The sequence below is a fragment of the Streptomyces sp. XM4193 genome (genome assembly GCF_023072595.1).
Classification (GTDB): Bacteria; Actinomycetota; Actinomycetes; order Streptomycetales; family Streptomycetaceae; genus Streptomyces.
Genome location: NZ_JALLGK010000011.1, coordinates 42,319 through 56,958, shown reverse-complemented (window position 1 = coordinate 56,958; position 14,640 = coordinate 42,319). Strand labels below are relative to the sequence as shown.

Genomic DNA, 14,640 nt, shown 5'->3' with positions numbered 1-14,640 from the left:
GCCGGAGGAGAGAGGGGTCCGTGCGGCTGTCGAGTACAGCCGCCCATTGTGCCACACCGCCGAACCCGCCCGGCCACCGGCCGATATCACATCGAACCGGTGACCGGCACGGACGGCGCCGACGACCGCTGGGACCGCCCGCGCAGCCGCTCTCGCACGGCCGCCCGCTCAGGCGACGGCGACCGGCTCACGCTCGGGCGGGATGCGGAACTGCTTGCCGCAGGCGCCGCACATGATCGGCGCCTGCTCCAGCACGGACGGTACGACCCGGACGTTGCGACCGCAGTCGCAGACGGCCTTGACCCGCACACCGCCCCCGGAGGAGCCGTGCCGCGCGGCCGGACCGCGGAAGCTGCGGGGGGTGTCGCCGCGGGTGGCGACCGAGTGCGCCCGCAGCGCCCGACGCAGACGGTCGGCGGTGGACCGGTACCGCTTGCGGCACTCCGGCGTCATGGCGACGAGCGAGAAGCCGCTGCTCGGGTGCGGTTCCTCCACGTGCTGGAGACCCAACTCCTCGGCGACGGACAGGAATCGACGGTTGTGGTAGCGGCCCGCCCGCGAGGTGTCCCGGATTCCGCGCGCGGCGGCGATGCCGTGGACTGCCTCGTGCAGCAGCCGTTCGAAAGAGAGCTCCGCGCCGCAGGCGGACGAGGACTCTCCGATCAGTGATTCGGGCGCGGCCAGGTCGGGCAGCTCGGGGTGATTGCGCTGAATGTCGCCCCAAGCGGCTGCCAGCTCGGCGGCCAGGACAGGTGGTGTCGTGCTCACGTCGTACATAACGAGCCTAGGGCCCCCAGTGTTCCGATTCCCGAGCAGATCGAATATTTTGCACGTACCAGTCAGTTCGCGAGCATCCCGGGAGGACTCGCACAGCTGACCCAGTACGGGACGTAGTGCCGAATCGGTACATCGGCACCTCGGCGCGATCCAGCTCCGTCGGAGCGCGGCGACCTGCCGTGCGTCGCCGTCGTCCGTCGCGAACGCTCTCGCGTCGCCCCCTGCGCACAGATCGGTTCACTCGAGCGGGGGAAGGTCGCACCGGCTGCTTCACCGGCCTGCGACTCGCCACCCGCACCGGGGAGGGCGTACCGCCCCGCCGGGATCTCCGGGCTCAGCCGCGGATCTCCGTTCGGCCTCGTCACCCGCCGGGGGCGGGCGACGCACCGCTCAAACGAACGTGTGCATGGCAAGCATCTTACGGCGGACCCGCCGTCTCCCCCACACCACCCCACCGTTGCGTGCCGACACCACCCACCGCAAGGCCGCCGGAGCCACCGTGTCCCACTGGACGGCGCCCGGATATGGACGTTCCCTGACTGAAGCGGGCAGACCGTCCCGGAGGACGTACGCCGGCACCCGGGGGTACGCACGTTCCGAAGATCCGTCCTCCGCGATTGGGGCGCCCGCCATGATGTCAACGCTCACCCCTCAGCACCTGCGATCCGCCAAGGACTGGGCAGAGATCCAGGAACGCATGCTGGTGCCGCTGTACGAAGCCGTGTACCAGCATCTCGGCGTCGGCTCCCGCACCCGGATGCTCGGCCTCGGCTGCGGTTCCGGACTGGCGCTGCTGCTGGCCGCCGCGCGGGGCGCGCGAGTGGTGGGGACCGAGCTCGACCCCGCCCGTCTCGCGCTGGCGCGTGCCCGGCTCGCGCCCGCACCCCAGTGGGGCGCCCGGTCCTGGTCGGTGCAGCTGCTGCCGGGCGGCCCCGACCGACTGCCCGAGGGACGCAGCTACGACCTGGTGACCGTCTTCGACACCGGTTCCTCAGCCGGTGCGCTGCAGGAGGCGGCGGCCAGGACGCAGCCGGGCAGCCCCGTCGTCCTCGCCGGCTGGGGAACGGCCGAGGAGTGCGCGGCCACCGACGCGCTGCGTCGCGCACACCGGCTGACCGATCCCGAGCCGGACGGCACGCACCAGCCGGCCGGCGGGCGCGACGCGCTGGAGGGCCTGGCCGCAGGCGCGGGGTTGGACGTCGCCGACAGCGGCCAGGTGCAGTGCCCGTTCGGGTACGCCGATGTGGACAGCGCCGTGCGGGGACTGCTGTCGACCGGAGTGCACCGACGGATCGAGCAGGAGGCCGACGAGGAACGCCTGGGCCGCGAACTCGCGGAGGTGCTGCGGGAGCGACGACGCCCCGACGGCACGGTGTGGCTGTCCAATCTCTTCCACTACGTGGTGGCCCGCGCAGCCTGACGCCGCCCCTCCCCGAAGGGGGCGTCCGCGGCCGTACGACCCGCGCGCGGACTTCCCGCCCCTCGAACGCGACCGGCCCCCGCCACGAGGCGAGGGCCGATACGGCGGAGTGCGCGTACTACTTCTGGCCCGGCGGGAGCATGTCCCGGAACTCCTTGGGCAGTTCGAAGGACTCCGGGCCCTCGCCGGCGCCGGGAAGCCCGAAGGCGCCGCCGGAGGCCGCCTTGCGGTCCGCCGCCGCCTGCTCCTCTTCCTTGCGCTTCATCGGGTTGCCGGAACGGCGCTTGCCCTTGGCCTTCTTCTGCGGCTTGCCCTTCTTCTTGCCCGGGCCGCCACCCATCCCCGGCATCCCCGGCATGCCCGGCATTCCGCCGCCCTGGGCCATCTTCGACATCATCTTGCGCGCCTCGAAGAACCGCTCGACCAGGTTCTTCACAGCGCTGACGTCCACGCCGGAACCGGCTGCGATACGGGCGCGGCGGGAGCCGTTGATGATGGTGGGCTCGTGCCGCTCCCCCGGGGTCATCGACTTGATGATCGCGGCGGTGCGGTCGACGTCCTTCTCGTCCAGATTGTTGATCTGGTCCTTCATCTGGCCCATGCCCGGCATCATCCCGAGCAGCTTGGAGATGGAGCCCATCTTGCGGACCTGCTCCATCTGGGCCAGGAAGTCGTCGAGCGTGAACTCCTTGGGCCCCTTCGCCAGCTTGGCGGCCATCTTCTCGGCCTCTTGCTGATCGAAGGTCTGCTCGGCCTTCTCGATCAGACTGAGGACGTCGCCCATGCCCAGGATGCGCGAGGCCATCCGGTCGGGGTGGAAGGCGTCGAAGTCGTCCAGCTTCTCGCCGTTGGAGGCGAACATGATCTGACGGCCGGTGACCTGCGCGATGGAGAGCGCGGCACCACCGCGGGCGTCACCGTCGAGCTTGGAGAGCACGACACCGTCGAAGCCGACGCCGTCCCGGAAGGCCTCGGCGGTGTTGACCGCGTCCTGGCCGATCATGGCGTCGACCACGAACAGGACCTCGTCGGGGCTGACCGCGTCCCTGATGTCGGCGGCCTGCTCCATCAGCTCCTGGTCGATGCCCAGGCGTCCCGCGGTGTCGACGACGACCACGTCGTGCTGCTTGGTGCGGGCGTACTCGATCGAGTCGCGGGCGACCTGGACCGGATCGCCGACGCCGTTCCCCGGCTCGGGCGCGTAGATGCCGACGCCGGCGCGCTCGGCGACGACCGAGAGCTGGTTCACCGCGTTGGGGCGCTGGAGGTCGCAGGCGACCAGCAGCGGGGTGTGGCCCTTGTCCTTCAGCCACCGGCCGAGCTTGCCGGCCAGAGTGGTCTTGCCCGCGCCCTGGAGGCCGGCGAGCATGATCACCGTCGGCGGCTTCTTGGCGAACCGCAGCTGACGGGTCTCGCCGCCGAGGATGCCGACGAGCTCCTCGTTGACGATCTTGATGACCTGCTGGGCGGGGTTGAGCGCCTTGGAGACCTCGGCGCCGGCCGCACGCTCCTTCACCTGCTTGATGAAGGCCCGCACGACGGGAAGCGCGACGTCCGCCTCCAGCAGGGCGATACGGATCTCGCGCGCCGTGGCGTCGATGTCCGCCTCGCTCAGGCGGCCCTTGCCCCTGAGGTTTTTGAACGTCGCTGCCAGGCGATCGGAGAGAGTGTCGAACACGGCGGTCGCGGATCCTTCGCGTTGTCGGTCTGGGTGGTCAAGTCGACGGTGACCCCCAAGGGTATCTGGCCCCCGCGGGTCCGGTGAGCCTGGACCACACCTGCCTCAGACCGCCGCGGCCCGCTCCACCGCCTCCGCCAACGCCCGTGTCTCGCACGGCGCGAGCGGTGCGCCGCCCGGGCCCGTCACCCGGAAGGTGTCGACCGCGTCGGCGCCGAGCGTACTGACGTGCGCGCCGCGGACCACCACGCCGTACGCCTCGAGGGCGGCTGCGATGCGACGGAGCAGTCCGGTGCCGTCCGCGGCTCGCACTTCGACCACCGTGTCGGTGTCCCCGGCCAGGACGCTCACCCGTGGCGCCGGACGCGCCGCGCGCACCCGCCCCGGGCCGCTCGCCGAGGGCTCGCGGTCGGCCGGTGCGGCGGCGACGTCGAGGCTGCCCTCCCAGGCCCGCACCAGATCGGCGCGCAGCCGCGCGGAGTGCGGCAGCGCTCCGTACTCCGCGAGGATCCGCCAGCTCAGCAGCGTCACCCCGGCTCCGCCGACCGCCTCCGACGCGGTCAACTCGGCGGAGCGCACGGTGATGCGGTGTCGTGCGAGCACTCCCGCGGCGGTGGACAGGGCAGAGGGCCGGTCGGGCACGGCCATCAGCAGCTCCATACCCGCGGGACGCGGAGAGGTGGCGGCGGGCGCGGAGCCGTCGGGTTCGGACGAGCCCGCCGCCGCGGACTGCGGCTGCTCGGCGGTGAGCAGTACGAGCGCGGGGCGGCCCGTCCTGCCGACCTCCGCCGCCAGACGGCGGCTGTGCGGGCCCGGCTCGCAGGCGGGTGCCTCGGCCGGTCGGCCGTCGAGCGCGGCGTCGGTGCGGCGCACCAGATCGGCGACGAGGCCCGCCCGCCACGTGGACCAGGCGCCGGGGCCGGTCGCCCGGGCGTCCGCCTCCGTCAGGGCGTGCAGCAGCTCCAGGGTGCCGCGGTCTCCGATCGGTTGGGCGACGGCGGCGACCGTCTCGGGGTCGTCCGGATCGCGCCGGGTCGCCGTCTCCACCAGCAGCAGATGGTGTCGCACGAGCCTCCCGAGCACGTCGGTGTCGGCTGCGGCGAAGCCCATCCGGTTCGCCATGTCACGAGCGATGGTCTCGCCGGTGACGCTGTGGTCGCCGGGCCAGCCCTTGCCGATGTCGTGCAGCAGCGCGCCGACGAGGAGCAGGTCGGGCCGGCTCACACGACGGGTGAGCGCGCACGCCTCCACGACCGTCTCGACCAGATGGCGGTCCACGGTCCAGCGGTGGACGGCGTTCCGCTGCGGCCTGCATCGCACCCGTTCCCAGTCCGGCAGCAGGGCGCAGACCAGCCCCTCGGCCTCCAGGGCGTCCCACACCGGCAGCGCTGCCCGGCCCGCTCCGAGCAGCGCGACGAAGTCCTCGCGCGCCTCCGCCGGCCAGGGCGTCGGCAGTGCGGCGCCCTCCCGGGCCAGCCGTCGAAAGGTGGCGAGCGCGGGCGGAATTCCGGCACGGGCCGCCGCGGCGGCGACCCGCAGTACCAGGCCGGGATCGCGTCCGGGCCGGGCGGTACGGGTGAGCACCGCCTCGCCGTCCTGCTCGACGACGCCCTCGGCGAGCGGCACGGCGGTGGCAGGCCGGCGGCCGCGCACCGCGGCACCGGTCGGACGCCCGTCGCCCTCGGCCGCGTACGGCCACCCGCCCCGCGGCGGTCCGGCCGCGACGCTCGGGGCGGGACCCGAGGAGCTCGGCAGGAGGCCCGACTCGTCCGGGGCGGGAGCCGCCGCGACGACGGAGGGCGCCTCCGTGGAGGGCGCCTCGGCGGAGGGGATCGTGGCGGGTCGGCGGGCGCGGAGTACGCGGCCGACCTCGCGCCAGGTCACCTCGCTCGCGAAGGAGATGGTTCGGGCGGCCTCGTAGACCCGGCGCAGCAGCTCGTCGGCGTCCAGCAGGCCGAGGGCGGCGGCGACCTGGTCCTGTTCGTGCAGCCCGAGCCGGTTGGTGGCACGGCCCGTGGTGAGTTGGAGCGCGTCGCGCACGTCGAGCAGGGTGTGGCCGGCCTGCGGCAGCCCCGCTCGCGGGGCGTCGGCCAGCCAGGAGGCGGCGACTGCGCGCAGCACGGTGGCGTCGCGGAGTCCGCCGTGGGCCTCCTTGAGATCGGGTTCGAGCAGGTACTGGAGCTCTCCGTGACGTTCGGAGCGCTCGAGGGCCAACTCCCGCAGCTGCGGCAGGCGTTGTGCGGCGCGGTTGCGCCACTGACCGAGCACTTCGGTGCGCAGTCTGGCGGTCAGACCCGCGTCGCCCGCGATGTGCCGGGCGTCCAGCAGACCGAGTTGGACCTTCAGATCCACGGCGGCCAGCTCGCGTGCCTGCTCGGGGGTGCGCACCGAGTGGTCGAGCGCGAGGCCCAGATCCCAGACCGGGTACCAGATCCGGTCCGCCACCGCGCCGAGTTCCCCGGTCGGCAGGGTTCCGTCGTGCAGGAGCAGCAGATCGAGGTCGCTGCGCGGCGAGAGTTCGCGGCGTCCGTATCCGCCGACGGCGACCAGCGCCACGGCGCCGACGGGGCCGCGTCCGAGCAGCGAGGTGAGCCATCGGTCGGTCAGTTCGGCGAGTGCGGCGCGGCGGGTGCGTCCCTGCGGGAGGGCGTCGTCGTCCGGGTGTCGCAGCAGCCGCAGCCGCGCGGCCGGGTAATCGGGTTCTGCGTTGCGGCTGTGGGCACCGTGCCGGTCTTCGTCCACCCGGTCGGGGCGGGCTGCGGCAACTGCGGCGGGTTCGGAGGCGGTGCGGGCCAGGTCCTCGGTCCCGGGTTCGACGGCGCTGCTCATGGGCTTCAACTCCCTTGTCCCTGCGAGGCGTTCGCCCTCCCGTACCGGTACGGGAGGGCGGTGGTGACCGGAAGTGCCGCGGCTGCGGCCCGCCCCGTCGGTCGGAGGGGAGGGCCGCAGCCGCCTGGGACGGCGGATGCCGTAGGGAACCGCTTCAGACCGCCGCGGGACCCCGGTCGCCGGTTCTGACCCGGACCACCGTCTCGACCGGGCTGGTCCACACCTTGCCGTCGCCGATCTTCCCGGTGCGGGCGGCCTTGACCACCACGTCCAGCAGTTGCTCGGCGTCCTCGTCCTCGACCAGGACCTCGATGCGGATCTTCGGTACGAGGTCGACGGTGTACTCGGCGCCCCGGTAGATCTCGGTGTGACCGCGCTGGCGTCCGTAGCCGCTGGCTTCAGTGACGGTCAGGCCCTGTACGCCGAACGCCTGGAGCGCGTCCTTCACCTCGTCGAGGCGGTGCGGCTTGATGACTGCGGTGATGAGCCTCATGCGTCAACCTTCTTCTGCTCGCCGGTGGTTGCTGCCTCGGTGTGGTGTCCGCCCGAGGAGCGTCCCGCCTGGCTGTAGTCGTACGCCGTCTCCGCGTGGTACGCCTGATCGACGCCGGCGAGCTCGTCGTCCTCGGTGGCCCGGAAGCCCATGGTCAGATCGATCAGCTTGGCCAGCAGCCAGGTGGCCACGAAGGTGAAGGCCATCACGGAGGCCGCGCCGAGCGCCTGCTTGCCGAACTGGGTCAGCCCGGCGCCCTCGGTGGCCAGGAATCCGACCAGCAGGGTTCCGATGAGGCCGCCCACCAGGTGGACTCCCACCACATCGAGTGAATCGTCGTAGCCCAGCTTGAACTTGAGGCTGACCGCCCAGGAGCAGACCAGCCCGGAGACCAGTCCGATGACGATCGCGCCCAGGGCGTTGATGTGCGCGCCGGAGGGGGTGATGGCGACCAGACCGGCGATGGCTCCGGAAGCGGCGCCCAGCGTGGTGAACGCTCCGTGCCGGATGCGCTCGTAGACCAGCCAGCCCAGTACGGCGGCGCCGGTGCCGACCTGGGTGTTGAGCGCCATGTTCGCGGCGGTGCCGTCGGCGGCGAGGGCGGAGCCCGCGTTGAAGCCGAACCAGCCGAACCACAGCAGCGCGGCGCCCAGTACGACCAGTGGCAGGTTGTGCGGGCGCATCGGGTCCTTCTTGAACCCGATCCGCTTGCCCACCACCAGGACCGCGGCGAGCGCGGCCACACCGGCGTTGATGTGGACGGCGGTGCCGCCGGCGAAGTCGATGACCTCCAGCTCGTACAGCCAGCCGCCCTCGGCCCAGACCCAGTGCGCCACGGGGAAGTACACCAGGGAGATCCACAGCGCGACGAACACCGCCCAGGCGCTGAACTTGACGCGGTCGGCGAGCGCCCCGCTGATCAGCGCGGGGGTGATCACCGCGAAGAGCATCTGGAAGAGCACGAAGGCGAACACCGGAATTCCGTCGTCACCGGTGAGCGTCTCCGCCCCGATTCCCTTCAGCCCGACGAGGTCGAGATTTCCGATCAGTCCTGCGTTGTCGCCCGAGAAGGCGAGGGAGTAGCCGTAGAGAACATAGAGAACGCTGGAGATGCCCAGTGCGATGAAGGACATCATCAACATGTTCAGTGCGCTCTTGACCCGGACCATTCCTCCGTAGAAGAAGGCCAGGCCCGGCGTCATCAACATGACCAGCGCTGCGCTGATCAGTACGAATGCGGTGTCCGCGCCGTTCAATGGACGTCTCCTCGAAGTCACGACCTGTTGCGGGCAGGTGCTGAAGTGCGGGTGGGCACACACTCCCGAAGGCCGGTTTCCTTCGATGGCGGACGCTGTTTCCCGTACGTGACGATGAGGCGGTCCGTGTTACGCGTCTGTGAATCCCGGTGCGAATTGCGAGCACGGGAATCCGCACCGTGCTCTCCTGCGCCGATCAGCGGAGGTCCGCCCGGCAGGCGGTCCCGGCCGGTGGCCCGGCGGGGTGCCCCGGCGGGTGGCCCCCGCACCGCAAGACTCGCGGCCGCCCGTCGTGACAGCAGGGCAGGCCGGCCGGCGGGAGTCAGCCGACCAGCGCGGTCTCCTCGGGCAGTTCGCTGTGGAGCCGGTCGTTCAGCTCGATGACCTCGGCGACGTTCCCGTACTCGCGCGCGACGTTCGCGGCGGTCTTGCGGATCCTGGTGTTCACCCGCTCCGAGCGCAGCCGTCTGGCGATCTGCATCGCGTCCACCGTCCGGGCGGCGCAGCGCTCGGGCTCCTTCTGGAGCAGGTGCACCGTCGCCATCCCGACGAGGTTGAGGGCGTAGCTGCGGTGGTGCACGCCGGGCCCGGAGCCCGCGCACTCCTGGGCGAAGAGATGCACCGCCCGCTCCATCACCGGCTGCGCCAGCGAGGCGTACGTCGGACTGCGGCCCGCGACGTAGGCGAGGTCGCGGTAGGAGTGCGCGTTCTCGGAGTTGAGCTCCGCCTCCGAGAAGAAGCCGATCCAGTCCGGGTCCTCGCCCGGCATCTCGCTGTCCTCGAACGTCGCCTCCGCCAGCCGCGCGGCACGGTGGCACTGTTTGGGCTGGCCGAGGTTGGCGTACGCCCTCGCCTCCACCGCGTGCAGCATCGCCTGGGTGCGCGGGGTGGCGGCGTCCCGGCTGCCGTACTGGGCGAGGTGGACGAGCTCCAGCGCGTCCTCGGGGCGGCGCAGATGGATCATCTGACGGGCCATGTTGGCGAGCACGTACGCCCCGAAGGGCCGGTCCCCCGCCTCCTTGGCCGCGTGCAGCGCCAGCACGAAGTACTTCTGCGCGGTGGGCTGGATGCCGACGTCGTAGCTCATCCACCCGGCGAGCTCCGCGAGTTGGGCCGTGACGGAGAAGAGTCTGCGGCGCACCGGCTCGGCGAAGGCGTCGCTCAACAGGTCGGTGACCTCGTGGAGTTGGCCCACCACCGCCTTGCGGCGCAGCCCGCCGCCGCACTGTGCGTCCCAGGCGCGGAACATCTCCGTCGTCTGCTCCAGCTGGGAGAGCTCCGGGTCCGAGAGCGGCGCCGAGCGCCTGCCGCCCTGGCCGGCGGTGACCGTGGCTGTCGGCGGGTCCAGCGGGCCGAGGGGGGCGGGGACCAACCAGCGCTGCATCGGTTCGACGAGCGCGGGGCCGGCCGCCATCGCCAGCGAGGTGCCCAGATAGCCGCGCCGGCCCAGCATCAGATCGGAACGGGTGAACTCGTTGATCAGCGCCACCGTGTGGGAGCCGGCCCACGGCAGATCGACGCCGGAGGAGGCGGCGCTGTGCCGCACCGCCCGCAGCCCGAGGTCCTCCACGGGGACCACGGCACCGAAGCGCTCGGAGAAGAGCTCGGAGAGGATGTGCGGAATCGGTTCTCTTGGCTGTTCGCCGTCCATCCAGCGCCGCACCCGGGAGGTGTCGGTGCTGATGTGGTTGGCGCCCATCTGCCGCGCTCTGCGGTTGACCTGGCGCGCCAGCTCGCCCTTCGACCAGCCGCTGCGCACGAACCAGGACGTCAGCTGTTCGTTGGGGCGCTTCTCACCGACGCTGCCGCTGTCGTTGCCGCCCACCAGAAGGCCCCCACTCCGTTGCTCGCGGTCGGTCGGCCGGGCGCCCGCTCGCGCCCGGGACCTCCACGCATCTGTCTTCTTCGTACGACCGGGCAGAGCTGTCCGCCCTCGGCCTTCCGCTGTCGGTACGTGCCGGTGGTCCCGGTCGTTCGCCGACGGCCGCTGCTCGCCGACGCGCACGGTCCGCGCGCTCGGCCACCGACCGCCGAGGGGCTCCCCAACTCGGCCCGCTGCGGGGCCTGTTGGCGAATGCCGACCCGAACTCCCGTCATGCACCGAAAGTAATCTTACGATCACGGTGTCCGCGACGAGGATTCGGTAAACGCCACCATTCGCCACCCCCGCCAATGAACCTAACCGCCGGCGCAGGCGCTTCACTTGGGAAGTGGCGAAAGACCGCAGGTGAAGCGGAGCACTCCGGGGGCGCGTTCACACCGGCGCACCACCCCGAGTGTCGGTCGGCGCTCCGAACACCCGCGGGGTCCACGGTGGTCACCGTCGCGTCGAACCGGGCCGCGGGACCTGTCGGCCACCAAGTCGGGCGCTCAATCGCGTCACCCGGGACGCACCGAACCCGTTGGAGGGGGCATGGGTTTCACCATCGGCGGCATCCGGGATCTCGCAGAACTGCGTCTGGGCCAGCGCCGCTCCGGCCGCCCCCGGCGGCAGACCGTCGGCTCGCAGACCACAGCCGTCGCCGAGTACACCGGGCTGTGGGGCTGGGACGTCACGCCCGGCGCCCGCGCCGTCGTCGACGGCGGTCGCACCCGGTGCTCCTGCGGTGACGAACACTGCCCCGAGCCCGGTGCGCACCCGCTCGACGCCGACGCGCGGATCGTCGCCGGGACCCCGCTGGAGGAGGCAGCGGCGATCTGGGGCAGCTACCCGGGCGCCGCGCTGCTGCTGCCGGTCGGCGGCGCCTTCGACGTACTGGAGGTCTCGGAGACCGCGGGCAGACGGGCGCTGGTGCGGCTGGAGCGCATGGGCCTGCCGCTCGGCCCGGTCGCGGTCACGCCGCAGGGCCGGGCGTGGTTCTTCGTGCGCGCCGGCGCCGCAGTCGAACTGCCCGCGCTCCTCTACCGGATGGGCTGGGACGACGCCGCGCTCGACCTGCGCTGCCCGGGCCCCGGCGAGTACGTGACGGCGCCGCCCTCGGACCTCGCCGGGCTCGGGCCCGTGCGGTGGCTGCGCCCGCCCGCACTGGACGCCGCCGGTCGACTGCCGCAGGCCAGGCTGCTGCTGGGGGCGCTCGCGTACGTGAGCCACCGCTCGGTCTGACGGGGCGCGCCACCGCTGTCGGCGCACCCCGTCAACCGCCCTGCGGACTCGCGGCTCAGCCCTCGACGAGCGCGTCCACGAATGCCTCGGCCTCGAACGGGGCCAGATCGTCCGCTCCTTCGCCGAGGCCCACCAGCTTGACCGGTACGCCCAACTCGCGCTGGACCGCGATGACGATGCCGCCCTTGGCGGTCCCGTCGAGCTTGGTCAGCACGATGCCGGTGATGTTCACGACCTCGGCGAAGACCCTGGCCTGCACCAGACCGTTCTGGCCGGTGGTGGCGTCCAGGACCAGCAGCACCTCGTCGACCGGGCCCTGCTTCTCCACGACCCGCTTGACCTTGCCGAGCTCGTCCATCAGACCGGACTTGGTGTGCAGCCGCCCCGCGGTGTCGACCAGCACGACGTCGGCGCCCGCCGTCGTGCCCTCCTTGACCGCGTCGAACGCGACCGAGGCCGGGTCGCCGCCCTCGGGACCGCGCACGGTGCGCGCTCCGACGCGCTCGCCCCAGGTCTGGAGCTGGTCGGCGGCCGCGGCACGGAAGGTGTCCGCGGCGCCGAGCACCACGGACTTGCCGTCGGCGACCAGCACCCGCGCGAGCTTGCCCGTGGTGGTGGTCTTGCCGGTGCCGTTGACGCCGACGACCAGCACCACGCCCGGCCGGTCCTCGCCCCCGGTGGTCTCGGTGTGCACCACCCGGTCGAGCGTCGGGTCGACCAGGGCGAGCAGTTCCTCGCGCAGCAGCGTGCGCAGCTCGTCGGGCGTACGGGTACCGAGCACCCGTACGCGCTCGCGCAGCCGCTCGACCAGCTCCTGGGTCGGCGCGACGCCGACGTCGGCGGTCAGCAGCGTGTCCTCGACCTCCTCCCAGGTGTCCTCGTCCAGGCGGTCGCGGGAGAGCAGCGTGAGCAGTCCCTTGCCCAACGCGCCCTGGGAGCGCGAGAGTCGGGCGCGCAGCCGTACCAGCCGGCCGGCGCTCGGCTCGGGCGTCTCCAGCTCGGGCGCCGGCGCGGCGACGGTGGCTCCGTCCTCCTCGGGCGCCTCGGAGGGGGGAAGTTCGACCTCCTCTACGGGCCGGCCCGGGGCCTCGGGCCTGCCCTCCGCCTCCTCGCCCACCGACGGCTCGGCGGGCGGCGCCTTCGTCCTCGGTGGCGCGGACCGCTGCTCGGGCGGGAGTTCCTTCTTCTTGCGTCCGCTGATCACGAGCCCGCCGATCGCGGCGACCGCGATCACGGCGATGGCTACAGCGAGGATGAGGATTTCCATCGGTTCCCTAGTGCGTTGCCAGATGTGGTGGGCAGGTTCCGCACCCCTGCGGATGCGGGACTCGACCAGTATCGGCCACCGCGTCCGAACGACTGCCGCCCCGGCACCTTCGGTGAGCCGGGGCGGCAGTCGTGCCCGAGGAGTTGGGCGGCGGGGTGGGTCAGCCCATCTCCTCCAACGCCTTGCCCTTCGTCTCCGGCACCCACTTGAGGATGAACGGGATCGAGAGCAGGGCGAAGAACGCGTAGATCACGTACGAACCGGCGAGGTTCCAGTCGGAGAGCGTCGGAAAGCTCACCGTGATCAGCCAGTTGGTGATCCACTGGGCGCCGGCGGCGACGCCGAGCGCGGCGGCCCGGAGCCGGTTGGGGAACATCTCGCCGAGCATCACCCAGACGACGACGCCCCAGGACAGCGCGAAGAAGAGCACGAACGAGTGAGCCGCCACCAGCGCCACCGTGCCCTGGGCGTCGGGCAGGGTGAAGTCGCCGTCCACCTCCTTCTTGAAGGAGAACGCCCAGGCGGCCAGCGCCAGCGACACCGCCATGCCGCCGGAGCCGATCAGGGCGAGCGGCTTGCGGCCGATCCGGTCCACCAGCAGCATCGCCACGACCGTGCCGATGATGTTGATGATCGAGGTGGTGAAGGAGTAGAAGAAGGAGCTCTCGGGGTCGATGCCGACCGACTGCCACAGCGAGGAGCTGTAGTAGAAGATCACGTTGATGCCGACGAGCTGCTGGAAGACCGAGAGGCCGATGCCGATCCACACGATGGGCAGCAGACCGGCCCGGCCGCCGAGCAGATCGGACAGCTTCGGCTTGTGCTCGCTGCGCATGCGCTCGTCGATCCGCCGCACCTCGGCGTCCAGATCGGTACCGGCGGGCTCGATGTCCTTCAGTACGACCTTGGCGTCCTCGTAGCGCCCCTGCGCCACCAGCCAGCGGGGCGACTCCGGAATGCGGAGCGCCAGCAGCAGGTAGACGACGGCGGGCAGAACCTCCACGCCGAGCATGAGCTGCCAGGCCTCAACCCCGAGCAGGGTGCCGCGCTGGTCGCCGTCGGCGGTGTTGAGCAGACCGAAGTTGACCAGCTGTGAGACCGCGATACCGAGCACGATCGCGGCCTGCTGGAAGGATGCGAGCCGTCCGCGGTACGCCGCCGGGGCGACCTCCGCGATGTAGGCGGGCGCGATCACCGACGCCATACCGATGGCGACGCCGCCGAGCACCCGCCAGGCGGCGAGGTCGTACAGCGAGAAGGGGAACATGCAGCCGAGGCTGCTGATCGCGAAGAAGACGGCCGCGATCTGCATCACGCGGGGGCGTCCCAGCCGGTCGGCCAGCCGGCCCGCGAGCATCGCGCCGATCGCGGCGCCGAGCAGCGCGATCGCGATGACCGCACCGAGCGTCGCCGACCCGACGTCGAACCTGCCCTTGATTCCTTCGACCGCGCCGTTGATCACCGCGCTGTCGTAACCGAAGAGGAAGCCGCCCATCGCCGCGGAAGCGGCGATGAAGACGACGAACATGAGGTGTGGGGGCCGACCGCTTGCGGGCTGCGCCCCGGTCGGTGTCGTGCTGGTCAAGGTGCTCTCCTGCGAGACCCGGCGGCAGTGCCGAGCTTGGGGACGTCACTCCTCCAGTGGCACACGCCTGACCGTGCACCACCAGTTGAAGGTGAAAGCGACGTTGCAGAGACTATGCCTTCAAGTTACGAAGTCAATAGCTCCCCGCGGAGTGAACAACCACAGGGAACAGACAGGCCGACCGAGAGGAACGATTCAAAAGCTGAACCCATGGCGAGAATTTCGGACGTCT

At 71.7% G+C, this 14,640-nt stretch carries 10 protein-coding genes; 2 read left to right on the top strand and 8 right to left on the bottom strand.

Annotated elements, in window-relative coordinates; translation table 11 throughout:
- Positions 1-168 precede the first annotated feature (168 nt).
- A complete protein-coding gene (locus tag MTQ01_RS22960; protein WP_211042045.1) occupies positions 169-777 on the bottom strand; it encodes a hypothetical protein in 609 nt (202 codons plus the stop codon).
- Positions 778-1,408: 631 nt separating this feature from the next.
- Between MTQ01_RS22960 and MTQ01_RS22955 the strand changes: the two genes are divergently transcribed.
- Complete coding sequence (locus tag MTQ01_RS22955; protein WP_247492747.1) at positions 1,409-2,197, top strand: methyltransferase domain-containing protein; 789 nt, start codon at positions 1,409-1,411, stop codon at positions 2,195-2,197.
- 118 nt (positions 2,198-2,315) lie between these two features.
- On the opposite strand, the gene ffh is transcribed toward MTQ01_RS22955, so the two are convergent.
- The 5 genes from ffh to MTQ01_RS22930 all read right to left on the bottom strand — a co-directional run bounded on the left by ffh (position 2,316) and on the right by MTQ01_RS22930 (position 10,281).
- A complete protein-coding gene (ffh, locus tag MTQ01_RS22950) occupies positions 2,316-3,875 on the bottom strand; it encodes a signal recognition particle protein (protein ID WP_247492746.1) in 1,560 nt (519 codons plus the stop codon).
- A gap of 105 nt (positions 3,876-3,980) precedes the next feature.
- A complete protein-coding gene (locus MTQ01_RS22945; protein ID WP_247492745.1) occupies positions 3,981-6,704 on the bottom strand; it encodes an HD domain-containing protein in 2,724 nt (907 codons plus the stop codon).
- 154 nt (positions 6,705-6,858) lie between these two features.
- Entirely contained in the window at positions 6,859-7,197 is a 339-nt protein-coding gene (locus tag MTQ01_RS22940; RefSeq protein ID WP_247492744.1) for a P-II family nitrogen regulator, read from the bottom strand.
- Positions 7,194-8,453 (bottom strand): ammonium transporter, encoded by a 1,260-nt coding sequence (locus MTQ01_RS22935; RefSeq protein ID WP_247492743.1) that lies wholly within the window; start codon positions 8,451-8,453, stop codon positions 7,194-7,196. Before MTQ01_RS22935 ends, MTQ01_RS22940 begins: the two co-directional genes overlap by 4 nt.
- 322 nt (positions 8,454-8,775) lie before the next feature.
- Positions 8,776-10,281 carry a hypothetical protein gene (locus MTQ01_RS22930; RefSeq protein WP_247492845.1) on the bottom strand — a complete coding sequence of 502 codons (1,506 nt, stop codon included), beginning with the start codon at positions 10,279-10,281 and terminating at the stop codon, positions 8,776-8,778.
- Between the two features lie 585 nt (positions 10,282-10,866).
- Here MTQ01_RS22930 and MTQ01_RS22925 point away from each other — a divergent pair.
- The gene (locus tag MTQ01_RS22925; protein WP_247492742.1) at positions 10,867-11,556 is read left to right on the top strand and encodes a bifunctional DNA primase/polymerase; all 690 of its coding nucleotides are present in this window, start codon (positions 10,867-10,869) and stop codon (positions 11,554-11,556) included.
- 55 nt (positions 11,557-11,611) lie between these two features.
- Here the strand turns inward: MTQ01_RS22925 and ftsY are convergent, their stop codons facing one another.
- On the bottom strand, positions 11,612-12,823 hold the full coding sequence (ftsY, locus tag MTQ01_RS22920; RefSeq protein WP_247492741.1) for a signal recognition particle-docking protein FtsY: 1,212 nt from the start codon (positions 12,821-12,823) through the stop codon (positions 11,612-11,614).
- A gap of 160 nt (positions 12,824-12,983) precedes the next feature.
- Positions 12,984-14,351: a sugar porter family MFS transporter gene (locus tag MTQ01_RS22915; protein WP_247492844.1), complete on the bottom strand. Its 1,368-nt coding sequence runs from the start codon at positions 14,349-14,351 to the stop codon at positions 12,984-12,986.
- Between the last annotated feature and the right edge of the window lie 289 nt (positions 14,352-14,640).

Excerpts from the sequence above, each read along its gene's own strand:
- MTQ01_RS22960 (WP_211042045.1), bottom strand. The coding sequence starts at position 777 with ATGTACGACGTGAGCACGACACCACCTGTCCTGGCCGCCGAGCTGGCA.
- MTQ01_RS22955 (WP_247492747.1), top strand. The coding sequence starts at position 1,409 with ATGATGTCAACGCTCACCCCTCAGCACCTGCGATCCGCCAAGGACTGG.
- MTQ01_RS22945 (WP_247492745.1), bottom strand. The coding sequence starts at position 6,704 with ATGAGCAGCGCCGTCGAACCCGGGACCGAGGACCTGGCCCGCACCGCC.
- MTQ01_RS22940 (WP_247492744.1), bottom strand. The coding sequence starts at position 7,197 with ATGAGGCTCATCACCGCAGTCATCAAGCCGCACCGCCTCGACGAGGTG.
- MTQ01_RS22925 (WP_247492742.1), top strand. The coding sequence starts at position 10,867 with ATGGGTTTCACCATCGGCGGCATCCGGGATCTCGCAGAACTGCGTCTG.
- ftsY (WP_247492741.1), bottom strand. The coding sequence starts at position 12,823 with ATGGAAATCCTCATCCTCGCTGTAGCCATCGCCGTGATCGCGGTCGCC.
- MTQ01_RS22915 (WP_247492844.1), bottom strand. The coding sequence starts at position 14,351 with ATGTTCGTCGTCTTCATCGCCGCTTCCGCGGCGATGGGCGGCTTCCTC.